The following is a 22,649-nucleotide window of genomic DNA, read 5'->3' as shown; positions in this document are numbered from 1 at the left end:
CGGGCTGCGGGTCAGCGCCGGGCGGCGTCGGGCGGCAGGCACGCGAGGAACGTCGCGCGGTGCACCGCTCGGGCGATCCGGGCGCCCCAGCGCGACCGGGGCCCCGCGAAGGGTTCCACAGCACCGGGCAGGCGGGACGACGGACCGGCTGACGGGTCGGGTACGGAGACACACACCGCGTCGGTGGGCGTGCCGGACGCGTCGAGACCGGCGTCCCGCAGGGCCTGGACCTTGGCCTCCGTGGCGGTGGCAACCGCGTTCACCAGAGCCGCGTCGGAGAGCGGCACCGGCACCGCCACGATGATGTTGATCGTCCCCGCGGGCTGCGGCTCCTGACTGCCCGCGCCGGGGGCGGCCGCCCAGCCGTGCACCCCCGTTCCGGCGGTGACGAGGGCCTGCACTCCGCCGTCCCCGGCGGAGCGGGCATCCCGTACGGACGCCGCTGTCATCAGCCCGACCCCGGGCCCCGTCGCACCGGCCTGTCCGGCGATCCCGGCGAGATGGCGCTCCGTGTCCATCCGCGCGTAGCCGGGCCGCACCTGGGCGTTGAGCACCCAGTGCCGCTCCCCGATGCCTCCGCCCAGCGCCGCACTGGAGATCATGCGGCGGCCGGGCCCCGGTATCCAGAGCAGCAGCGGCCAGCGCTCGCCCTCCTCCTCACGGACAAGGAGCCGTACGTCATCCAGGGCGCCGGGCCCAGCAGTTCTCAACAGCACCCCGCACCCTAACGCGACGGGTTACGGGGAGAGACGGCAGACCGGGCAGGGCACCGACCCTACGGCCGAGTCCAGGGCCCTGCGTTGTACTGGACGGTCTGTGCCGTGGCTCCGCCGCCGGTGCGGACCGCCTCGACGACGATCTGGTGGAGTTCACGGCTGGCTCGTTCCGAGCCGCAGGGCACGGGGCTGCCGACCAGGGTGAACCAGTCCGACGACCCGCTGTACTGCACGGCGAAGGACGCCTGGTCCTCCGACCACGTGGTGTGCACCGTCAGGTCGCCGGTCAGCACACCGACCTCTTCCGTACGGACTCCGCCCGGTCCCGCGAAGATTCCGCTGGTGGTCCACGAAGCCCAGGTCATGGCGTCGTCCTTTCGGACAGGGACAGCCGTTCGAGTGAACATGTCCGAGTATGGCACCGCCGCCCGGGCTGCGCACGACAGGTGCCGCACACACTCTGGGCGGGTACCGCCTACCCATGACGAAGGGAACGGGAATGGACCGTAGAGCGCTCGACGTACTCAGCAGCACCACGGCCGAGCTCGCACCGGGCGCCGCGGACAACCGGCTGGTCCCGTTGATCGCCGCGGGTACGGCGGACCTCCGCGCGCTGTCGGCACTCGCGCTGGAACAGCAGCACATCATCGCGAGCGACCGGAGTTCCTTCGCGTATCTGGCCGAGCGCTCGGCCGCTCGCCGGGAGGACGCCGGTGCCGTATTCTTCGCCGGCCTCGCGGGCGGGGAGAACTCCGCGGCCGAGCGGCTCGAAGCACTGACCGCCGCGTGCGGACTCGACAGCACCGACGTGGCGGCGTACGAACCGACGGCCGGCTGCCAGGCCTACCCCTCGTACGTGGCGAGGCTGGCGCTGACCGGTGCGCCGGCAGAGGCGGCCCTCGCGCTCACCGCCAATTTCGCCGCCTGGGGCGGCTACTGCGCGGCGATCGCGGAGGGGCTGCGCACCCACTACGGCTTCGACGACGAGGCCTGCGGGTTCTTCGACTTCTTCGGCGAGCCCGCGCCCGCTCTCGAAGCGCAGGCGGCGGACGCCGTCCAGGCCGGGCTCGACGGCGGTCTCGACACCGCAGCCGCCCGCAGGCACGGGCGGCTGCTGCAGAGCTACGAGCTGATGTTCTGGAACACCCTCGCCGAACTGGCCTGACGGACATGCCGGTTCAGTGCTCGGACTCCCGGTCGTCGAACTCCTCGGGGAAGGGGCAGTCCGTCCCCTGGGGCGGCTCGGGTCCGTACTCCGTCATGACGACAGTCTGCTCGACGCGCACGATGCGGTAGACCCTCTCGCCGAGGACGACCTGGTCAGCGCCGTTCTCGACGGCGTCGGCCGCCTGCGTGTAACGGACAGCCGTCACCTGCGGGTGCTCGGTGGTACCGCGCAGGACCGCGGCCAGATCGAGCCGCGCCTCGTCCTCGCTCGGCTGGGCCGGGAACATCTGCCGCCATCCCGCGCCTTCGAGGACCATCGCCGCGTACGCGGTGTACGGCGCCATCCGGGTCCGCTCGAAGGACGTCGATTCGATCGGATAGCGGCGGCGCAGCTTCTCCTCGCGTGCGCCCGTCGCGAGGACCTGTCGTGCCTCCTCGTCGAAAGCGCTCCGGCTGCCCGCGGTCTCGTCGTGATCGCTCATGGGGCCATCATCCTGCCCAGGTCCGGGTCGCCGTAAGACGTCAGCGCGGTGTCCGGAACGCGGCGGGTCCTCCTGGCGCGGAGGGAGGACGTAACAGCGACGGCACCGGACGTGAGATTTGTCTGACGTCTGATGTCTGATGGCTGGTAACGTGTGAATGTAGCTGGGACAAGGAGAGGGGTCAAGGGGTGGAGAGCCGACAAGTCCTGGAAGGACGTCAGGGGCGTTCGCTGCTGAGACAGGAGGTCAGCGAGGGAATCAAGCGGTACATCCTGGAGAACAAACTCCGTCCGGGGGACCCGCTGCCCACCGAGAGCGAACTGAGCGCCACCCTCGGCGCGAGCCGGTCGAGTGTGCGCGAGGCGGTCAAGACCCTCGACGCGCTGGACATCGTCGAGGTGCGGCACGGCCACGGCACCTATGTCGGCAGGCTCAGTCTCTCCGCGCTGGTGGAGGGGCTCACCTTCCGCGGACTGCTCAGCCGCGACGACGACTTCAAGGTCATGTCGGATCTGGTGGACGTACGCGAGCTGTTCGAGCGCGGGATGGCGGAGCGCATCCTCACCTCCCTGGACAGCGACCACCTCCGCACCCTCTACCGCATCGTGGACGACATGGAGCGGTCGGGAAACGCCGACGGTACGGGCTTCGTCGAGGCCGACCGGGCCTTCCACGCCCTGCTGGTCGAGCCGCTCGGCAACGAGCTGATCGGGCAGCTGTCGCTCGCGTTCTGGGACGTGTACACGATCGTCGTGCCGCATCTCTCCGTGTTCACCAGCAAGGACGAGGCCGAGACCGTGGCCAACCACCGCAGGATCGTCGACACCGCCCGGGCCGGCGATGTCGACGCCTTCACCCTCGCCATCGCGGAGCACTACGCGCCGGTCAGGCGCCGGGTGCAGGAGGCACGGGCGGCGGCTCCGGCCACCTGAACCGCCTCTCCGGCGCTCCGCGCCCGCCCCTCGGCCTGCTGCGGCGCCCACCACTCGTACGCCGGTCCGAAGCAGGCCGGGGCCGGGCGGTCAGGACTGCCGTGCCCAGTCGGGGGTGAAGCTGCTGAAGACGATGCCGCCGGTGTCACCGGCCTCGAAGAGGTCGCCGATCACACCGTTGCCGAGGACCGCCGTGGTCGAGTAGCCGGCCGCTCCCGGCTTGATCAGCACCTGGTGCGGCCAGGTCACGCCGTCGTCCTCGCTCACCCGCACCGTCAGCTCGCTGCGGTCGGCCGACGCGTTGTTGCTCTGCACAGTGACGGGGGTCCGGGTGGGATATCCGGCGGCGCCGACATCGGTGGGCCTGAGGTACGAGATCTCGTCGGCGTTGCAACCGGGGTCGATCAGGCCGGAGTTCCATGCCGGCCCATAGGCGCCTGCGACGTTCCGGCCGGTGGCCGTGTCTGCGGCGGTGGCGTACCAGCGGTTGCCTCCGCTGTCCGACCTCAGGTTCTGCACCACCTGGCCGCTGTCGCGCTGAACGGCCTTGTTCTCGTTGACGCCGGTCGCCGCCGGGGCGCCCGCCTGCCAGGTGGCGCCGTGATCGTCGGAGTAGATGTTGCCCGCGTGGTCGGCCCCGTCCTGCTTGTAGACGATCGGCTGGACGAGACGGCCGTCGGAGAGCTGGATGCCATGGCCCGAAGAGGCGAACATCCCGGCCCACTTGACGTTCTTGACCTGAGGGTTCAGATCCACCGGGCGGGTCCAGGTGGCGCCGTTGTCGGTGGAGGACATCACTCTGATGTGCATGGCGGTGCCGTCGGTCGCCGAGTTCGAGCCGGCCGACGAGCCCGCGTAGCCGATGCCGGGCGCGGGCGAGTAGTTGACGAACGCGTACACCGTGCCGTCCGGCCCGGCCGAACGGTCCACCAGGAGGCTGCTGTCGCCGTATCCCTCGCTGGTGGTGGCCGCGTGCGCGACGGTCGATGCGCCGGTCCAGGTGGCGCCGCCGTCGGTACTGCGGCGCATCGCCACCTGGATGTTGTTGCTGCTGCCGCCCAGGTCGCCCGAGCTGTCGATGCGGGCGTCGGCCATGGCGATGACGGTGCCGTTGTTGGTGACGGCCATCGCCGGGATACGGACCGAAGCGGCGGTGCCGGTGTAGGTCTCGTAACCGCTGCCGTCCGCCCTGGCCCGGTTCAGCCCGGCGATCGGGGTTCCGGCGCTGGTGGACGTATGCGCGGCGAACAGGGTCCGGGTGTTCATGCCGGGCGCACCCGCGGACAGCCCGCAGCGCGCGGTCCCGCTCTCGGTGCGGTCGAAGCCGGTGGCTGTCGTCCTGATCCGGTACGGGGTTCCGTCGGCCGCCGTCCAGGACAGCGTGTCGTCCGAGCCGTGGGCCGCCACGGTACGGGTCCAGGGGGACCCGGAGCGTCCCGCCCACGCCACGGTGAAGGTCTTCGACGTGTCGGACCGGTTGACCAGGGTGAGCTTCAGCCGGTGGGTCGCGAACGGCGAACCGTCAGCGCCGAGTGGGCACTCGGCACTGATCTGCGCTGCCATCGACCGGCCGCAGTCCAGCGTGCCCGTCGTGGTCCTGTCCAGCCCCTGGGGTGTGGTGGTGCGGAACGAGTAGTCCGTACCACTGGGCTTGGAGAAGTACAGATCGGTACGGTCGCCGGCGGCCACCGCGCGGGTCCAGGTGCCGTTGCCCGGCCAGGCGACCGTGAAGGTGGTGGCCGCGGCGGTGGGGTTGAGCAGCGACACACGGATCCGGCTGCTGGTGCAGTCCTGGCTGACCACGACCGACTGGGTGCCGTCCGCCGCGACGGCCGGGCCCGTCGTGGCAACGGTGGCGGCGAGCATCGCCACCACCGCCGACAGGGCAACGAACAGTCGCCGCAGGGGTGTTGGTGATCTCCACGTCAGTGCCATCTGCTCGAACACTCCTCGGTGCGATGGGGAGGATAAGGACAATAGAGATGAAAGAGGTCAGGGAATATGTGATGCATGACATCAGACGTCATGCGTCGAACGATTCGAGACCTTAGGAGCGGGCAGGCAGAGGCGTCAATGGGCGGTCGCCTGAGGCGAGTTCCCCGGAACGACGGCGACGGCCCCGCGGACCGGGCCGCGGGGCCGTCGAAAGGATGGAATCGCCCGTCCGGAGCAGGCGGACCCAGAGCTACGGGGTCGGAAACCGGGAGTCAGTGGTCAGGGGGAACAGGTACGGGGGGCAGAGGTACGGGGTCGGCGGCCGACTGTCAGCCGAGGGAGAAGGCCGACGCCAGCTCGCGCCACTCGGCGCGCGGCAGGTCGCTGTGCCGGTCCCCCGTCAGCACCTGGAGCGCCACATGGTCGGCGCCCGCGGCGCGGTACGCGTCCACCCGGGCCCGCGCCGTCTCCAGGTCGCCAAGTGCGAACAGCGCGTCAAGGAGCCGGTTGCTGCCGCCGTCGGCGAAGTCGGCATCCTCGAAACCGAGCCGCAGCAGATTGCTGGTGTAGTTGGGGAGTTGCAGGTACATCGCGAGCGTCCCCCGCGCGACGGTGCGCGCCCGGTCGAGATCGGTGTCGAGTACGACCTTCAGCTCGGGAGCGAGCACGGCGTCGGGGCCGAGGGTATCGCGCGCCTGCGCCGTGTGCTCGGCGGTGACCAGATAGGGATGGGCGCCCGCGGCACGTTCGGCCGACAGCTTCAGCATCTTCGGGCCGAGCGCGGCCAGCACCCGGCGCGATGCGGGCACCGGGACGGGCGCGGCGTCCAGGGCGTCGAGGTAGGCGACCATCTCCGAGTACGGGCGGGCGTACTTCGGGGCGAACGCGTCGTGGCTGACGCCGAGCCCGAGCACGAACCGGCCGGGGTGGCGCTTCTCGACCCAGGCGGCCTGCTCCGCGACATCGGCGGCACTGTGCTGCCAGATGCTCAGGATGCCGGTCGCGACGGTGATGCGCCGCCCCGCGTCGACGACGGGCACCACGTCGTCCATGGACGGGCTGCCGCCGATCCAGAGGGTGCCGTAGCCGAGTTCGTCCAGCTCGGCCACGGCGTCGGACACCTCACCGCCGCGGTCGGGATCCGCGGGGTGCAGGGCCCCGCTCCAGATGCCGATGGTGCCGAAACGTGCGCGTTCGTCAGAGCTCTCAGAGGTCATGGGCACTCCAACCGCCTGCGACCCGGCGCCTATTCCGCCGACCGGCACCTTCCCCCCGATCGGCCCAGCGCGCCACGGCTCCCCCGGCGTGCCGGCGTACGGGGTCAGCCGGCGCGGAGTCCGGCCAGCTGCTCCGCGAAGGGCACCACGTCCTCGTAGACGTCCCCCGGCCCGCCCAGCGCGGACCGGCCCGCCATCAGTGCGGCCAGTTCCCCGCCGGCCCGCTCGATGCGGCCAGGAAGGCTCCCGGTGTCGCCGTCGCCGTCCGAGCCCCAGTCCTCGGACGCGGCGTAGACGGCGGTGGGGACGACCAGCGCCCGCAGATAGGCGAAGAGCGGGCGCATCGCGTGCTCCAGTACGAGCGAGTGGCGCGCGGTGCCACCGGTCGCGGCGACAAGCACCGGGGTGCCTGCCAGTGCCGTGTTGTCGATCAGGTCGAAGAACGACTTGAAGAGCCCGCTGTAGGAGGCGGTGAAGACCGGCGTCACGGCGATCAGACCGTCGGCCCCGGTCACCGCGTCGATGGCATCGCGCAGGGCGGGGTTCGGGAAGCCGGTCACCAGGTGGTTGGCGATGGCGGTCGCCAGATCCCGGATCTCGACGACCCGGACCTCGACGTCGTTGCCGTCGAGCGCACCGGCCGTGGCCTCCACCAGCCGGTCGGCCAGCAGCCTGGTCGACGACGGCCGGCCGAGACCGGCCGATACTGCCACCAGTTTCAGCGCGGTCATGCCACTGCCTCCTCTGTGCCGGCCCGCAGGCCGCGATCACGCTCGGCCACGAGAGCCGCGTGGGTGGGTCCGTCCGGCACCTCCGCCGGCCGGTCCTTCGCGAACTCCCTCCGCAGCACCGGCACTACCTCCTCGCCGAGGATGTCGAGCTGTTCGAGGACGGTCTTCAGCGGCAGCCCCGCGTGGTCCATCAGGAACAGCTGGCGCTGGTAGTCGCCGAAGGAGTCCCGGAACGTCAGGGTCTTCTCGATGACCTCCTGCGGGCTGCCCACGGTCAGCGGTGTCTGCTCGGTGAACTCCTCCAGCGAGGGCCCGTGCCCGTACACCGGCGCGTTGTCGAAGTACGGCCGGAACTCACGTACGGCGTCCTGCGAGTTCTTCCGCATGAACACCTGCCCGCCGAGACCCACCGTCGCCTGCTGGGGAGTTCCGTGCCCGTAGAAGGCGAAGCGCTCCCGGTAGAACGAGATCAGCCGTTTGAAGTGGTCCTTCGGCCAGAAGATGTTGTTGGCGAAGAACCCGTCGCCGTAGTACGCCGCCTGCTCGGCGATCTCCGGGCTGCGGATCGAGCCGTGCCAGACGAACGGCGGCACACCGTCGAGGGGGCGGGGCGTGGCGGTGAAACTCTGCAGCGGCGTACGGAACTTGCCCTCCCAGTCCACGACGTCGTTGCGCCACAGCTCGTGCAGCAGCGCGTAGTTCTCCACGGCGAGCGGGATCCCCTGCCGGATGTCCTGGCCGAACCACGGGTAGACCGGCCCGGTGTTCCCGCGTCCCATCATCAGGTCGACGCGGCCGTCGGCCAGATGCTGGAGCATCGCGTAGTCCTCGGCGATCTTCACCGGGTCGTTCGTCGTGATGAGGGTGGTGGAGGTGGAGAGGATGATGTTCTCGGTGCGGGCCGCGATATGGCCGAGCAGTGTGGTGGGCGACGACGGCACGAACGGCGGGTTGTGGTGCTCGCCGGTCGCGAAGACGTCCAGGCCGACCTCCTCAGCCTTGAGCGCGATGGCGACCATCGCCTTGATCCGCTCGTGCTCGGACGGCGCCTTCCCCGTGGTCGGGTCGGTCGTGACGTCGCCGACGGTGAAGATTCCGAACTGCATCGCGCTCACCTCTCGAAGCTCTGACTGAAGCTGTGACTCAAACTGCGGCTCAAGCTCTGACTACCCGGTCAAGCAGTAGTTGAATGTTGAACTGAATCGTACAACGGCCGACCCCCCATCCGTATTCCGGTCCGGCGCTGCGCGCCTGCCGGGCAGCCGCGCAGCCGTGTTCAACCGGGTGAGCCGCCGCACCCTCGGTCCGCCCGGTGGCGTTTGGCACGGCGACCGCACGGACGGTTCACCAACGGTCACCGACAACAGACAGAGGGAGTACGGATGCACGGCGGAGCAGTACGGCACAGCGGGAGGCTCGTCCTCGTGGCGCTGGCCGCCTCGCTGACGATGGCGGCCCCGGCCCTGGCGGCCGGCGGCGTACCGGGCGGCGGCTGGCACACCTGGCGCCCGGCAGGCCCCCAGCGCGACGAGGAATTGCGTGCTGTCGCGGCCCGTGGCCCGGCCGACGCCTGGGCCGTCGGATACCGCGAGAACGGCTCGGGCGCCGACGTGCCCGTCGCCGAGCGTTTCGACGGGCGGGCCTGGCGGGCGACGGCCGTGCCCGGCCACTCGGGAACGGGGCAGCTCGAAGCCGTCGCCCCGCTCTCCGCCCACGACGTATGGGCGGTGGGGACCTGGAACGACGCCCCGGCCGCGCAGGACCGCTCGCTCGCCGAGCACTTCGACGGCCGGACCTGGCGCACCGTCCCGCTGCCCGCCGAGCCCGCGAACCGGTCCGCCTATCCCTCGGCGCTCGCCGCCGCGGGCCCCGACGACATCTGGGCGGTCGGAGCCACCGCCGAGGACCGGATCGGCACGCCCCGGCCGCTGGCCTACCACTGGGACGGCCGCCGCTGGGCGTCCGTCCCGACCCCGTCCACCGGCGGCGACGCCCTGCTGCAGGGCGCGGCCCCCGACGGCGCGGGAGGCGTGTGGGCGGTCGGCGTGGCGTACGACGCGCAGGGCGCCGGCCGCCCGCTGACCGAGCACTGGGACGGCAGGTCCTGGCGGATCGTCGGCGCACCGCACACCGCGGGCCAGGGCGAGACGCTCGGCGGGGTCACGGCTGTCGCGCCCGACGACGTCTGGGCGGTCGGTGGTGGCGGCCCCGCCACCGGGGCCTCGCACCCGCTGGCCCTGCACTGGGACGGGCGCACCTGGACCTCGGTCGCGACGCCACCGGCCGACGCCAACCTGCACTCCGTCGCCGCGGACGCGCACGGCGGGCTCTGGGCGGTCGGCGAGCAACAGGGCGTCGCCACACCGGCGTTCACGCTACGCTGGGACGGCAGGGCGTGGCACACCGTGCCCGCCGACAGCGGCCCCGGCGGCAAGGGCGCCTCGCTCTTCGGCGTCGCCACCGTCCCGCACCCGAGGCCGGGAGGGCCCACCGCCTGGGCGGTCGGTTCGACGCTGCCGCAGCTCCAGCCGACATGGCACCCGGTGATCGAAGGGTTCGGGCAGGCCCCTTCGGCACACTGACGCACCGGGCGCGCGCCGCAGGGGATCGGCGGCGCGCATCCCCCTCGGACTGCGCTCGCCCCTCACACCGCTCGCACGTCACACCGCTCGCCGCTGACACCGCTCACCCCGGTCCGTACAGGTCCATTCGTGTGCGCCAAGTGGCGGCATTCCTCGGCCGCACCGAGCCTCGGTAGGAACCAGCCAGAAGAAGCGGAGGAACATGGGCCCCGCAACCCCGCCCCACACCCCGCCGCCCGCCCCCGCGAAGCCAACAGCGCCCAAGGCGTCCACGGCATCCAAGGCGTCCGCGTACCGGAACCTGGTGCTGGCGACGATCGGCTTCACGCTGACCTTCTGGGCCTGGTCCCTGATCGCACCGCTGGGCAGCGACTACAAGGACCGGCTCGGGCTCAGCGACTTCCAGCAGTCACTGCTGGTCGCCGTGCCCGTGATCGTCGGCTCGCTGGGCCGGATCCCGGCCGGGGCGCTCACCGACCGGTACGGCGCGAAGGTGATGTTCCCGCTGGTCACGGCGTTCACCATCGTGCCGGTGCTGCTGCTGATCCCGGCGCGGAACTCGTACGGCGCGCTGCTGGCCGTCGGCTTTCTGCTGGGGCTCGGCGGCACGACCTTCGCGATCGGTATCCCGCTGGTCAACTCCTGGTTCCCGCCCGCCGAACGGGGGCTCGCTCTCGGTGTGTTCGGTATGGGCATGGGCGGAGTCGCCCTCTCCGGTTACTTCACGACGCGGATCGCGAAGCACGGCGTCAACCTGCCGTTCATCGTGGTGGCCATCGCGCTGGCCGTGTTCGCCGTACTAGGCACGTTGCTGATCACCGACCATCCGGACCGGCAGGTGCCCACCACCCCGCTGGCCACCCGGCTCGGCAGCGCCGGACGGCTGCGGGTGACGTGGGAGCTGTCGGCGCTGTACGCGATCGGGTTCGGCGGGATCGTGGCGTTCGGCGTCTATCTGCCCACGTATCTGAAGACCTGGTACAACCTCTCCCCGACCGACGCGGGTACCAAGGCCGCCGGTTTCGCGCTGGTCACCGTCGTCTTCCGGCCGGTCGGCGGACGCCTCGCCGACCTGATCCATCCCGCCGTCGTCACCGCGGGCGCCCTCGCCCTGGTCGCGGTGATGGCGATCGTCCAGGCCTTCGACCCGGCACTGAACCCCACCGGCACCGTCTGCTTCCTCCTCATGGCGGCGGGCCTCGGCACGGCGAGCGGCAGTGTGTTCGCCCTGGTCTCCCAGGTCACCCCACAGACGCAGGTGGGCAGCGTGACCGGGATCGTCGGGGCGATAGGCGGACTGGGCGGCTTCGTACCGCCGCTGGTCATGGGTTCGATCTACAGCGCCAAGGGCAGCTACTCGATCGGCTTCATGCTGCTCTCCGACCTGTCGCTGGCCGGGTGCGTCTACGCGTTCGGCCGGATGCGGACGATCAAACCGTCCACCGGCGGATCACCCACCGCCGAACCGTGATCAGCCCGAACCACGACCAGCCCGAACTCTGATCAGTCCGCAGAGGGGCCGTCCGCCGGGCGCCCCGGCGGGGCCGTCGACGCCCGGCGGTGGAGCACGGTCGGCAGCTCGGTCACGACGGTCCGGCGGCCGCCATCGCAGACTTCGAGCAGCCGGGTCACCGCGAGCGCTCCCGCCTCGCCGACAGGGACACCCAGCGCGGTGACGGCCGGGGATGTCGCCCCGAGCGCCGTGAGGTCGTCCGCCGCGGCCAGGCTCATGTCCTCCGGGACCCGGACACCGGCCGCCTTCAGGCCGTGCAGCAGACCGAGCACCAGATAGCTGTTGTACGCGATCACCGCGGTGACCCCGGACGGCAGCGCCGCGGCGGCCCCGATCCCCGCGTCGAAGGTGGGCGGCAGCGGCCCGAGCACCACCAGCCGCGCCCCGGCGGCCCCGGCCTGCTCCGCCATGGCCGCGCGGCGCCGCGCGTCGGCCCAGGAACCGGCCGGACCCGACACATACGCGATGTCGCGGTGCCCCAGGTCGAGCAGATGCCGGACCAGGGCGGACGTGCCGGATGCCGTGTCGAGGACGACGGCGGGCAGCCGGCCGGAGCGGCGGTCGACCAGGACCAGCGGACGGCGCCGGGCCCGCTCGCGCAGCGCCGCGTCCGGGCCGACGGGCGCCACCATGATCAGGCCGTCGACCTGCTCGGAGATCCGGTCGGCGAGCGCCGCCTCACGTTCGGCGCTGTACTCGGAGACGGTGAGCAGCAGATGGCTGTCGGTCTCCTCGGCGGCCTGCTGGGCGCCCAGGACCAGTGGTGCGAAGAAGGGGTTTGCGAGGGTCGGTACGATCAGTCCGATCATTCCGGTACGCCCGGTGGTCAGGGCACGGGCGGCCGGGTTCGGGTGGAAGCCGAGGTGTTCGGCGGCACCGCGTACTCGCTGGAGGGTGGTCTCGGCGACCATCTCCGGACGCATCAGCGCACGGGAGGCCGTGGCCTTGGACACGCCTGCCGCCCGGGCCACATCAGCCAGCGTCGCCATCGTCGGATCCCCCTCCGTCGCCGTACGGGCCGGCTGTTGGCACGCCCCCGTACGGACCGTGTGACCGCAGCGTGACCGAGCACGGGGTTCACGTGGCGGCCTCGTCGTGTCATCCTATCCGCAACCGGTCTCTGCAACCGGTTACAGAGACCGGTTGCAGAGATCCCGGCGGCGCGGCACAGCGGAGTCGCGCCAGAGATGCGCAAAAGACCCGGAACGCCGGCCTCGCCCCCTCATCCTGCCGAGGTACACATGCACCGACCCGACGCGACCGACGTACAGGACGCGCCCGACCTGGCCCCCGGGCCACGCTCCTCGCTGCTGGAACGGGTGTTCCACATCCGCGAGCGCGGCAGCACGCCACGCACCGAGGCCGTCGCCGGCCTCTCGATGTTCGTCGCGGCCGCCTACGCGGTGGTGGTCGTGCCCGGCCAGCTGGCAAAGGCGGGCCTCCCGCTCGGCCCGGTCACCACCGCCGTGATCATCGCGATCGTGCTGGCCACCCTCGCGATGGGCCTGTTCGCGAACCTGCCGTTCGTCCTCGCCCCCGGTCTCGGCGGGGTGGCGCTGCTCGCTGTCACCATCGTCGGCCAGGACGGGGTCCCTTGGAGCTCCGCACTGGGCATGGTGTTCTGGTCCGGTGTGGCGTTCCTGGTGCTCACCGCCCTGGGCATCCGCGACCTGATCACCCGGCTGATGCCGCTCAACCTCAAGTACGCGATCAGCGGCGGCCTCGGGCTCTTCATCGCGCTGCTGGGCTTCCGCGACAGCGGGCTGGTGATCGCGAAGCCCGCCGGCAACTCCCTGAGCATCGGTGACCTCTCGCAGCCGGCGGCCCTGCTCGCGCTCGGCGGCCTGGTGCTGCTGACGGCCCTGGTGACCCGGAAGGTGCCCGGCGCGTTCCTGATCACCATGGCCGTGGTGACCCTGGCGGGCATCCCGTGCGGCGTGACCGAGCTGCCCGGCCACTTCTTCGGGGCGCCCGCAGGACCGGGACCCGTCGTGTTCCACGTCGACATCCTGGGCGCGCTGAAGCCCGCGTACTTCCCGTACATCTTCGCCTTCTTCGTCTCGGAGTTCTTCTCCATGACGGGCACCCTGCTGGCCGTGGCCGGCCGGGCCGGTCTGACCGACAAGGACGGCAATGTCCCGGGCATCCGGCGGCCGTTCTACGTCGACTCGGGCGCGGTGATCGGCGGCGCCGGACTCGGTGCGCCCAGCATGACCGCGTACCTGGAGTCGTCGGCGGGCGCGGACAGCGGCGGCCGTACGGGGCTCACATCGGTGTACGCGGCGCTCGGCTTCGCGGCACTGCTGCTCGTCACACCGTTCGCCACCCTGATCCCGTCGGCCGCGACCGCTCCGGTCCTGATGTACATCGGCCTGAGCATGCTCGGCGCACTGCGCAACGTCGATTTCCGTGACCCGACGGACGCGGTCCCGGCCGCGCTGGTCGTCGCGACCACCATCTTCTTCGGCAACTTCGGCACCGGGATCGCCGTCGGCCTCGCCGCCCACGTGCTGGTCAAGGCCGCCGCGGGCCGCTTCCGGGAGATCCCGCTCGGGCTGTGGATCGTGATGATCCCGCTCGGCTACTACTTCTACACACTCGTCCCCTGACCCCGCCGCCCCGAGCGTTCGGGGACAGGTGTCCGGGACTCCGACGGCTCGCTGAGGAGCACCTACCGCATGACCACTGACCAGCAGCACCTGCCGGAACCGCACGACGTCCGCATCAGCGGCGGCCGGGTGGTGTCCACCTTCACGGGTGAGGAGTTCGCAGCCGACGTCCTGCTGCGCGGCGACCGCATCACCGGTGTGCTTCCGCCCGGAGCGCCCGGCGACGCGCGCGAGCAGGTGGACGCCACCGGGATGCTCATCGTGCCCGGCTTCGTCGACGCGCACATGCACATCGAGAGCTCGTTCCTCACCCCGCAGACCTTCGCCGGGCTGACGCTGGCGCGCGGCACGACGACGGTCCTGGCCGACCCGCACGAGATAGTCAACGTCGCGGGCGCCGAGGCGATGCGCTGGATGACCGAGGCCGGGCAGGGCACTCCGCAGACCCAGCTCTGGGGTGTGCCGTCCTGCGTTCCCGCGCTCCAGGGCCTGGAGCACGCGGGCGCCAGTCTGTCCGCCGACGACATCGACACGATGCTCCAGTGGCCGGGCGTCATCGCGCTGGGCGAGGTCATGGACTACCGGGCGGTGGTGGCCGACGAACCCCGGATGCGGGGCATCGTGGGCGCGGCCCGCGAGCGCGGGGTCATCCTCGACGGCCACTGCCCGAACCTCAGCGGGGCGGAACTCAGCGCGTACATGGCCACCGGCGTCGACTCGGACCACACCAAGAACCGCACCGAGGTCGTCCTGGAGAAGGCCAGGATGGGCATGCTGATGATGCTCCAGGAGAAGTGCCTGCTCCCCGAGGTCGTCGAGGCGCTGCTCGCGCTGCCGCAGCTGCCGCCGCTGTGCCTGGTCACCGACGATCTGGCCGCCGACCACATCCTCTCCACCGGCCACCTCGACCACATCGCGCGCGTCGCGGTCCGGGCCGGGCTGCCCGCGGTCGACGTGCTGCGCGCCCTGACCTGGAACCCGGCGCAGCGGCTGCGGCTGTACGACCGCGGGGTGGTCGCTCCGGGCAAGCGGGCGGACCTGGTCCTGCTCCGCGGTGAGCTGAGCGCGTTCGACCCGGCGCTGGTGATCGCGGGCGGCCGGACCGTGGCACGGGACGGGAAGCCGGCGTACGCGACGGAGCCGGTGGCCGGGGCGCTGTCCGGCACGTTCGACGTCGAGCCGCAGACCCCGGATGGCTTCCGCTGGCGGGTGGAGCTGCCCGACGGTGCGCACCGTTTCCGGGCGATGCGGGTCAACTCGCGCGACACGTACACCGAGGCCGCGGAGGCCGAACTGCCGGTCCGTGACGGCGAGGTGCAGTGGGAGGGCCGGGTGACCCTGGTCCGGGTACGCAACCGCTACGGCCGCTCCGGTACGGTCTTCGCCCCGCTGCTGGGCCGTGAGCTCGGTGCGGGCGCCGTCGCGACGACGTACGCCCACGACAGCCACAACCTGGTGACCGTGGGGACGTCCAGGGCCGCGATGGCGAAGGCCGCGGCCGCGGTGCTCGCCGACGGCGGCGGCGTCGCCGTCGTGCACGGCGACACGGTGGCGGCCCGGCTGCCGCTGCCGGTCGGAGGTGTGATGTCCCCGGCGCCGGCCGAGGAGATCGCCGCGCAGTCGGGTGCGGTGCGGACCGCGCTGACGGAGTGGGGCTGGGACCACCTCAACCCGTTCATGAGCGTGTCGACCCTGACGCTCGCGGTGTCGCCCAGCCTCAAGATCACGGATCTGTCGCTGGTGGACGTGGTCCGCAGGGAGCCCGTGGGGGCGACGGCGCCTGCTTCTTCCTGAGCGCGGCGGCGGTCGTTCTTTCCGAGTCCGGCGGCGACCCGGACCGCGTTCGGCTGTGCGGTGCGGGCGAAGGGTGTCAGCCTGGAGGGGTCGCGTCGTTCCGCGTGGCCGTCGGCGGATACGCGGGGCCGCGGCGGGACAGGCGTACGTACGGGGCTGTCCTCCGGCGTACGGACGGGACACCAGGCAACCGCACACCCGGCACCGGCCGAAGAGCACCGCACACCGGGCGCCGGCCAACGGGAAGGATCACGGTGATGAACCAGCCCACCGAAAGCGGCGACCGCGGCGACGACGGCAATTCCGGATACGGCAGGAAGCCGTTCAAGCGGTCGAAGAGCCACTTCGCCGACCGCATCACCGCCGACGGCCGCGACGGCTGGCCGGCCGAGGCCGGGCGGTACCGGCTGGTGGTCAGCAGGGCCTGCCCGTGGGCGAGCCGCGCGCTCGTGTCACGGCGGCTGCTCGGCCTGGAGGACGCGCTGTCGCTGGGCATCACCGACCCGATCCAGGACGACCGCAGCTGGCGCTTCACCCTCGACCCCGGCGGCCGGGACCCGGTCCTCGGCATCCGCTTCCTCAGCGAGGCCTACGACGCGCGGGAGTCGGGCTACCCCGGTGGTGTGAGTGTCCCCGCCATCGTCGACGTACCCAGCGGGCAGCTGGTCACCAACGACTTCCAGCAGATCACGCTGGACCTCGCCACCGAGTGGTCCGCGCTGCACAGGCCCGGTGCGCCGGACCTGTATCCGGAGCGACTGCGCGGCGAGATCGACGAGGTCATGGAGGGGATCTACCGCGACGTCAACAACGGGGTGTACCGGGCCGGGTTCGCTTCGGAGCAGGGCGAGTACGAGGACGCGTACCGCGATGTGTTCCAGCGGCTCGACCTGGTGTCCGAGCGGCTGACCGGGCAGCGCTACCTGGTCGGGGACACGGTCACCGAGGCGGACATCCGGCTCTTCACCACGCTGGTGCGGTTCGACGCCGTCTACCACGGCCACTTCAAGTGCAACCGGTCGAAGCTGACCGAGGACCCGGTGCTCTGGGCGTACGTCAGGGACCTGTTCCAGACACCCGGTTTCGGCGACACGGTCGATTTCGACCACATCAAGCGGCACTACTACCGGGTGCACACGGGCATCAACCCGACCGGCATCGTGCCGCTCGGCCCGGACCTGAGCGGCTGGTTCACCCCGCACTACCGGGAGGAGCTGGGCGGCCGCCCGTTCGGGGACGGCACACCGCCGGGTCCGGTCGCACCGGCCGAGGAGGTGCCGCCGGCCGGGCGCGCGCCGGAGTACTGACCGGACCCGCGGTGGCATCACCCCTCCGCGTGCATCCAGCGAGCGCGCCATGGACCGTACGGCCACTATGGAACGGTGACGAATTCTCAGAAACTGGATCATCTCGCCCAGGTGACGACAGGCTGGGTCGCGCGCGATCTCAGCTCCCCGCACGGCCGGCTCAGGGACGCGCTCGTCAACTGGCGCCAGGCGTTCCCGCCGTCCTTCACCACCGACTCGGCCGGTGCGAGCACCGCGCGGCTGGTGATCGCCCCGCCCGGTCCCGCGCATCCCGAGGACGCGATGCTCCTCCATCTGACGCGCGCCGAGGCGGACCGGCTGATCGGGCTGCTCCATCAGGACACGACACAGCAGCTGGACACACCCGGTGTGCCCGAACGCATGGGCGTGGGCGGCTGAACCAGGCGTGAACCGGCGTACGTTGGGCGTGGGGGCACCTGAGGGATCGCCTGAGGGTTCCGACAACAGATGGGGTCAGAGATGCTGTTCGGCAAGGAGCACGTCGAGCGTTACGTCGCAACCGACGGAGCCGAAGGACATGAGTGGCAGGGAACGACGACCCTGATCCTCACTACCACCGGCCGCAAGAGCGGCCGGCAGCGCAGCACCCCGCTGATCTACCAGGCGTACGGGGACGACCTGCTGGTCGTCGCCTCCAAGGGCGGCTCCGACCAGCCGCCGGCCTGGTATCTGAACCTCCAGGCGGAGCCGGAGGTCCAGGTGCAGGTGAAGGGCGACCGGTTCACGGCGCACGCGCGGACCGCGCAGCCCGGCGAGAAGCCGGACATGTGGCGGACGATGGCTGCCGCCTGGCCCCAGTACGACGAGTACCAGAGCAAGACCGAGCGTGCGATCCCCGTGGTGGTGCTCACCCGGTCCTGACTGCGGCGGGCAGGTGCGGGCGGGCGTAGCATTTCCTCCGCGCCGGCCGTACGTCCGCAGCAGGAGGATCCGTTGTCCAGCACCCCCGCCCCCGGTGTCATCACCGACACCGCCCGCCTCGTCCGCGACGCCGCCGACGGGGACCGCGGTGCGCTCTGGCGGCTGGCGGAGCCGGAGCGGCAGCTGGACTCGAACGTGATCCGGCTGGCGCCGGACGCCGAGGTCGCCGGACACGTGGAACCGGACCTCGACGTGCTGGTGTGCGTGGTCGGCGGCAGCGGGCAGCTGGAAACCGCCGGGGGGCGCCAGGAGCTGGCGCCCGGCGCGGTGGTCTGGCTGCCGCACGGCGCGCGGCGCTCGCTCACCGCCGGACCGGACGGGCTCTGTTACCTCACCGTGCACCGCCGCCGCCCCGGCCTGACCATCGCCTCCGCCGCCCCCGCGCCCACCGTCGCCGCCACCCCTGTCGAGTACGGAGGCGGCGAAGCGGCGTGTCTGCTCCATCTGGTCTGCCCCGGCTGCGGGCGCCTCGCGCAGGAGTCCGACGCGCGTTTCTGCTCCCGGTGCGGTGAAGAGCTGCCGGCCGGCTGAAGTCCCGCCGGCCCCTCCGTTCAAGGTGGTTCCCCGCAGCGGCGTTCCCCAAGGATTGGCAATGGTCTAGTCCAAGTCGTTGACGCGCACCCGACAGGCACCGATTCTGGCGGCCACTCCCCCATTCAGGAGACCGTCAGATGAAACGCATTCGCATCCGCGCCCTGTTCTGCGGCGTGGCGACCGCCGCGCTGGCCGCCGCCGGGCTGGCCGCGTTCAGCACCGGCCAGGCGGCCGGAGCGACCACCGGCACCAACGGGGCCACCGCGCTCAGCAACCGCTGGTACGCGGCGGCCCCTTACCTCATGCCCACCGACAACAACCCGCCCGACGCCGGGGCCATCATGGACGCCACCGGGCTGAAGGCCTTCCAGCTCGCATTCATCCTGGCCCCCAACGGCGGTGGCTGCAGCCCGACTTGGGGCGGCACATCGCCCGTGTCGTCCGACACCGCGGTGAGTTCCGTCATCAGCGCGATCCGCGCGAAGGGCGGCGACGTCTCGGTCTCCATCGGCGGGTACGGCGGCACCAAGCTCGGCCAGGCCTGCTCCGACGCGGCATCGACCGCCGCCGCCTACCAGCAGGTCATCACCAAGTACCAGTTGAAGGCGATCGACTTCGACCTGGAGGAGCCGGAGTACGAGAACACCGCGGCCGTCGCGCACGAGATCGGCGCGGCGAAGATCCTCCAGCAGAACAACCCCGGACTGTATGTGTCGGTCACCACCGCGGGCACGGCCGACGGCACCGGCTGGTTCGGCAAGCAGATGCTGAACGAGGCCAAGTCGCAGGGGTTCACACCCAACAACTTCTCGATCATGCCCTTCGACGGGGGCTTCAGCGGGGCCGCATCGCAGACGAGCGCGCTCACCAACTTCAATGCCATCCTGCGGTCGACCTTCGGCTGGGACGAGGCGACCGCCTACGCCCACGAGGGCTTCTCCGGCATGAACGGCCGCAGCGACACCGGCGAGTACTTCAAGCAGGCGGACTTCCAGACCGTCCTGGACTTCGCCACCAGCCACCACATGGACCGCTTCACCTTCTGGTCGCTCAACCGCGACCGCCAGTGCAGCCCGCCGGACAACGGCACCACGTCCGGAACCTGCAGCAGCGTGCCGCAGACGGACTGGGAGTTCGCCAAGTACGCGGTGACGTTCGCCGGGGCGACACCACCCACCACACCCCCGACGACACCACCCGTCTCCACCTCCCCCACACCGCCGGGCGGCACCTGCACAGCGGCGGCCTGGAGCAGCACCGCCACCTACACGGGCGGCGACACGGTTTCCCACGGCGGACACACCTGGCAGGCCCAGTGGTGGACCCAGAACGAGGAGCCGGGGACCACGGGCGACTGGGGCGTCTGGCGGGACAAGGGAGCCTGCTGACCGGACACCGCCCGCAAGGCCGGAGCCCCCGGCCCGCCCGAGCAGCACCGGAGCAGCGCCGCAGCACACCTGCACATACAGAAATGTCCCACTGGGCCTTGTGTCCCAGTGGGACATTTTTAGATGTACGCTGCAAGCATGAACGATGCGGGAACCATCGAGGACCGGCGGAGCCGCAAGGCCCGCCGGACCCGTGAAGCGCTTGCGGAAGCCGCCTGCACCCTCGTGTGCGACCGTGGGCTCAAGGCCGTCACGGTCGAGGACATCGCCGACCGCGCCGACGTCACCCGCCGGACGTTCAGCCGCTACTTCTCCAGCAAGGAGGACGCGGTACTGGACTCCGTACGGGCCGACGGCGACCGGATCAACGCCGCCCTCAGCGCCCGGCCGGCCGACGAGCCCCCGCTTGTCGCCTACCGCAACGCGGTGGACGACTGGCTCACGGACGACGCACACCCGGCCTGGCACCGGCGCCCGCAGATCTTCGGACTCCTGCGGATCGCGGACCGGGAGCCGACGCTGTACGCGGCCTTCCAGCACATCCGGGTGGAGGCCCAGGCGGATTCGATCCGGATCCTGGCCACCCGGATGGGCATCGACGACGAGCGCGACCTGCGCCCCGCTGTTCTGGTGGGTGCGGGTGCGGGAGCCCTCGTGGCGGCCCAGTCCGCCTGGGTCCGGGGCTCTCATGAGGACGCTCTCCCCGGCATCGTCCATGCCGCGTTCGCCGCACTCAACGGCGAACTGCCGCGGTCGTGACACCACTGCGCGTGGCACCACTGCGGCTCACAGCACGAAAGGAACACAGGCACCATGAGCAACACCACCCCCACAGATGAGTTCGCCGGCCGGACCGCGCTGGTCACCGGCGGCGCGTCCGGCATCGGCCTGGCCATCGCCGGCCGGCTCGCCCGCGGCGGCGCCGCGGTCGTCGTGGCCGACTACAACGAGGAAGGCGCGCGCAAGGCCGCCGCCGGCCTCGAGGCGTCCGGAGCCCGCGCCACCGCCGTCGCCGTGGACGTCACCGACCCGGCATCGGTGGAGCGTGCCGTCCGGCACTCCACCGACACCTTCGGCGCACTGCACCTCGCCGTGAACAACGCCGGGATCGGCGGCCCCAGCCTGCCGACCGGTGAGTACGAGGTGGCCGACTGGCAGCGCGTGATCGACACCAACCTCAACGGCGTCTTCTACTCGCTCAAGTACGAGCTGCCCGCGATACTCGCGGCGGGCGGCGGCGCGATCGTCAACATGGCCTCCATCCTCGGCACCAACGGCTTCGCGGGATCCCCCGCCTATGTCGCCGCCAAGCACGGCGTCGTCGGGCTGACGAAGACCGCGGCGCTCGAATACGCCGCACAGAACATCCGCGTCAACGCTGTCGGTCCCGGCTTCATCGACACCCCGCTGCTGCGCGACACCGAAAACCCGATGCGGGAGCAGCTCGTCTCGCTGCACCCGGCGGGCCGCCTGGGAACGGCCGATGAAGTGGCGGAGCTGACGGCGTTCCTGCTCTCGGACCGCGCCTCGTTCATCCACGGCAGCTACCACCTCGTCGACGGCGGCTACGCCGCGCGCTGACCGATCACCACGGCGGGCCGGGGCCGGGGGCCGGCCCGCCCTTCAGCTGAGGAGCACACCATGAAAGCAGTCCAGTACCGCACCGTCGGCGCCGCACCCGAGGTCGTCACCGTCCCCGAACCCGAGCCGGGACCGGGGCAGGTCCTCCTGAAGGTCACCGCGGCGGGCGTCTGCCACTCCGACATCGCCGTGATGAGCTGGCCCGCGGACAGCCTGCCGTACGACCTTCCGCTCACCCTCGGGCACGAGGGGGCCGGCACGGTCGCCGCTCTGGGCGCCGGGGTCACCGGGTTCGCAGAGGGCGAGTCCGTCGCGGTCTACGGGCCGTGGGGCTGCGGCACCTGCATCAAGTGCGCCGAGGGCAAGGAGAATTACTGCCTTCGCGCCGCTGAACTCGGCATCCGCCCGCCCGGCCTCGGTGCCCCCGGCGCGATGGCCGAGTACATGATCGTGGACAGCCCGCGCCATCTCGTGCCGCTCGGCGACCTCGACCCGGTCAAGGCCGTGCCGCTCACCGACGCCGGCCTGACTCCCTACCACGCCATCAAGCGCTCGCTGGCGAAGCTCACCCCGGGCTCCACCGCGGTGGTCATCGGTACCGGCGGGCTCGGGCATGTGGCCATCCAGCTGCTGCGGGCGATGTCCGCCGTGCGGGTCATCGCGCTCGACGTCACGGCTGACAAGCTCGCGCTGGCAAAGACGGTGGGCGCCCACGAGACGGTGCTCTCCGACGAGCACGCGACCGGCAAGGTCCGCGCGCTGACGGGCGGGCTCGGCGCCCAGGTGGTCCTCGACTTCGTCGGCGTCCCCGCCACGGTGGCCCTGGCCGGTGCGGTGGCCGGTATCGAGGCGGATGTCGCGCTGGTCGGGATCGGCGGCGGCACGCTGCCCGTCGGTTTCGGCGCGCTCCCCTTCGAGGTGTCGGTGGCAGCGCCCTACTGGGGCTCGCGCCCGGAACTCACCGAGGTGCTCGATCTGGCGCACGCCGGATCGGTGGACGTCCATGTGGAGACATACTCGATCGACGAGGCCCCGCTCGCCTACGAGAGGCTGCACGCCGGGAAGATCAACGGACGCGCGGTCATCCTGCCGCAGAGCTGAACACCACGGTGGAGCTGTCCAGCGTGGCGAGCAGAACGGCCCCCGAGGGAAGACCCGTCAGATGCGGATTACCGAAGCCACCGCGCCCTCTGCCCTGTGTATGCGTCAGCAGGGGGCT

General features: G+C 71.4%; 22 protein-coding genes. 14 read left to right on the top strand and 8 right to left on the bottom strand.

Features of this window, described 5'->3' with window-relative positions; all coding sequences use genetic code 11:
* Positions 1-11 precede the first annotated feature (11 nt).
* Both OG210_RS31140 and OG210_RS31135 read right to left on the bottom strand, forming a co-directional pair.
* Complete coding sequence (locus OG210_RS31140; RefSeq protein WP_371539877.1) at positions 12-716, bottom strand: adenosylcobinamide amidohydrolase; 705 nt, start codon at positions 714-716, stop codon at positions 12-14.
* A 59-nt stretch (positions 717-775) separates the two neighbouring features.
* Positions 776-1,081, bottom strand: coding sequence for a hypothetical protein (locus OG210_RS31135; protein WP_328323480.1), 306 nt, complete (start codon positions 1,079-1,081; stop codon positions 776-778).
* A gap of 116 nt (positions 1,082-1,197) precedes the next feature.
* Between OG210_RS31135 and OG210_RS31130 the strand changes: the two genes are divergently transcribed.
* The gene (locus tag OG210_RS31130; RefSeq protein ID WP_371539874.1) at positions 1,198-1,881 is read left to right on the top strand and encodes a transcriptional regulator; all 684 of its coding nucleotides are present in this window, start codon (positions 1,198-1,200) and stop codon (positions 1,879-1,881) included.
* Positions 1,882-1,894: 13 nt separating this feature from the next.
* Here OG210_RS31130 and OG210_RS31125 read toward each other — a convergent pair whose 3' ends face one another.
* Positions 1,895-2,365 (bottom strand): DUF5954 family protein, encoded by a 471-nt coding sequence (locus tag OG210_RS31125; protein WP_371539870.1) that lies wholly within the window; start codon positions 2,363-2,365, stop codon positions 1,895-1,897.
* 188 nt (positions 2,366-2,553) lie between these two features.
* Between OG210_RS31125 and OG210_RS31120 the strand changes: the two genes are divergently transcribed.
* Positions 2,554-3,297, top strand: coding sequence for a FadR/GntR family transcriptional regulator (locus OG210_RS31120; RefSeq protein WP_371539867.1), 744 nt, complete (start codon positions 2,554-2,556; stop codon positions 3,295-3,297).
* A 90-nt stretch (positions 3,298-3,387) separates the two neighbouring features.
* Here the strand turns inward: OG210_RS31120 and OG210_RS31115 are convergent, their stop codons facing one another.
* The 4 genes from OG210_RS31115 to OG210_RS31100 form a co-directional block, all read right to left on the bottom strand.
* Entirely contained in the window at positions 3,388-5,232 is a 1,845-nt protein-coding gene (locus OG210_RS31115) for an exo-alpha-sialidase (protein ID WP_328323484.1), read from the bottom strand.
* 329 nt (positions 5,233-5,561) lie between these two features.
* Positions 5,562-6,449 carry an LLM class F420-dependent oxidoreductase gene (locus OG210_RS31110; RefSeq protein WP_328323486.1) on the bottom strand — a complete coding sequence of 296 codons (888 nt, stop codon included), beginning with the start codon at positions 6,447-6,449 and terminating at the stop codon, positions 5,562-5,564.
* 104 nt (positions 6,450-6,553) lie between these two features.
* Entirely contained in the window at positions 6,554-7,180 is a 627-nt protein-coding gene (locus OG210_RS31105) for an FMN reductase (RefSeq protein WP_328323488.1), read from the bottom strand.
* The gene (locus tag OG210_RS31100) at positions 7,177-8,286 is read right to left on the bottom strand and encodes an LLM class flavin-dependent oxidoreductase (protein ID WP_328323490.1); all 1,110 of its coding nucleotides are present in this window, start codon (positions 8,284-8,286) and stop codon (positions 7,177-7,179) included. Before OG210_RS31100 ends, OG210_RS31105 begins: the two co-directional genes overlap by 4 nt.
* 276 nt (positions 8,287-8,562) lie before the next feature.
* Here OG210_RS31100 and OG210_RS31095 point away from each other — a divergent pair, with 276 nt between their 5' ends.
* A complete protein-coding gene (locus tag OG210_RS31095) occupies positions 8,563-9,762 on the top strand; it encodes a hypothetical protein (protein ID WP_328323492.1) in 1,200 nt (399 codons plus the stop codon).
* 202 nt (positions 9,763-9,964) lie between these two features.
* A complete protein-coding gene (locus OG210_RS31090) occupies positions 9,965-11,233 on the top strand; it encodes an MFS transporter (RefSeq protein WP_328323494.1) in 1,269 nt (422 codons plus the stop codon).
* A 32-nt stretch (positions 11,234-11,265) separates the two neighbouring features.
* Here the strand turns inward: OG210_RS31090 and OG210_RS31085 are convergent, their stop codons facing one another.
* A complete protein-coding gene (locus tag OG210_RS31085) occupies positions 11,266-12,264 on the bottom strand; it encodes a LacI family DNA-binding transcriptional regulator (protein WP_328323496.1) in 999 nt (332 codons plus the stop codon).
* 252 nt (positions 12,265-12,516) lie between these two features.
* Here OG210_RS31085 and OG210_RS31080 point away from each other — a divergent pair, with 252 nt between their 5' ends.
* From OG210_RS31080 to OG210_RS31035, 10 genes are all read left to right on the top strand, one after another.
* Complete coding sequence (locus tag OG210_RS31080) at positions 12,517-13,884, top strand: NCS2 family permease (RefSeq protein ID WP_328323499.1); 1,368 nt, start codon at positions 12,517-12,519, stop codon at positions 13,882-13,884.
* Positions 13,885-13,953: 69 nt separating this feature from the next.
* Positions 13,954-15,678 (top strand): adenine deaminase C-terminal domain-containing protein, encoded by a 1,725-nt coding sequence (locus tag OG210_RS31075; RefSeq protein WP_328323501.1) that lies wholly within the window; start codon positions 13,954-13,956, stop codon positions 15,676-15,678.
* Positions 15,679-15,935: 257 nt separating this feature from the next.
* Positions 15,936-16,985 (top strand): glutathione S-transferase C-terminal domain-containing protein, encoded by a 1,050-nt coding sequence (locus tag OG210_RS31070; RefSeq protein WP_328323503.1) that lies wholly within the window; start codon positions 15,936-15,938, stop codon positions 16,983-16,985.
* A gap of 75 nt (positions 16,986-17,060) precedes the next feature.
* Positions 17,061-17,384 carry a hypothetical protein gene (locus tag OG210_RS31065; RefSeq protein ID WP_328323505.1) on the top strand — a complete coding sequence of 108 codons (324 nt, stop codon included), beginning with the start codon at positions 17,061-17,063 and terminating at the stop codon, positions 17,382-17,384.
* Positions 17,385-17,453: 69 nt separating this feature from the next.
* Complete coding sequence (locus OG210_RS31060; RefSeq protein WP_328323507.1) at positions 17,454-17,867, top strand: nitroreductase family deazaflavin-dependent oxidoreductase; 414 nt, start codon at positions 17,454-17,456, stop codon at positions 17,865-17,867.
* Positions 17,868-17,939: 72 nt separating this feature from the next.
* Complete coding sequence (locus OG210_RS31055) at positions 17,940-18,458, top strand: hypothetical protein (protein WP_328323509.1); 519 nt, start codon at positions 17,940-17,942, stop codon at positions 18,456-18,458.
* Positions 18,459-18,598: 140 nt separating this feature from the next.
* Complete coding sequence (locus OG210_RS31050; RefSeq protein WP_328323511.1) at positions 18,599-19,849, top strand: chitinase; 1,251 nt, start codon at positions 18,599-18,601, stop codon at positions 19,847-19,849.
* 138 nt (positions 19,850-19,987) lie between these two features.
* A complete protein-coding gene (locus OG210_RS31045) occupies positions 19,988-20,608 on the top strand; it encodes a TetR family transcriptional regulator (RefSeq protein WP_328323513.1) in 621 nt (206 codons plus the stop codon).
* Between the two features lie 54 nt (positions 20,609-20,662).
* The gene (locus OG210_RS31040; RefSeq protein WP_328323515.1) at positions 20,663-21,430 is read left to right on the top strand and encodes an SDR family NAD(P)-dependent oxidoreductase; all 768 of its coding nucleotides are present in this window, start codon (positions 20,663-20,665) and stop codon (positions 21,428-21,430) included.
* A 60-nt stretch (positions 21,431-21,490) separates the two neighbouring features.
* A complete protein-coding gene (locus OG210_RS31035; RefSeq protein WP_328323517.1) occupies positions 21,491-22,531 on the top strand; it encodes an NAD(P)-dependent alcohol dehydrogenase in 1,041 nt (346 codons plus the stop codon).
* Positions 22,532-22,649: the final 118 nt, after the last annotated feature.

The sequence above is a fragment of the Streptomyces sp. NBC_00466 genome (genome assembly GCF_041433995.1).
Lineage (GTDB): Bacteria > Actinomycetota > Actinomycetes > Streptomycetales > Streptomycetaceae > Streptomyces.
This window is presented reverse-complemented; position numbering and strand designations above follow the sequence as displayed.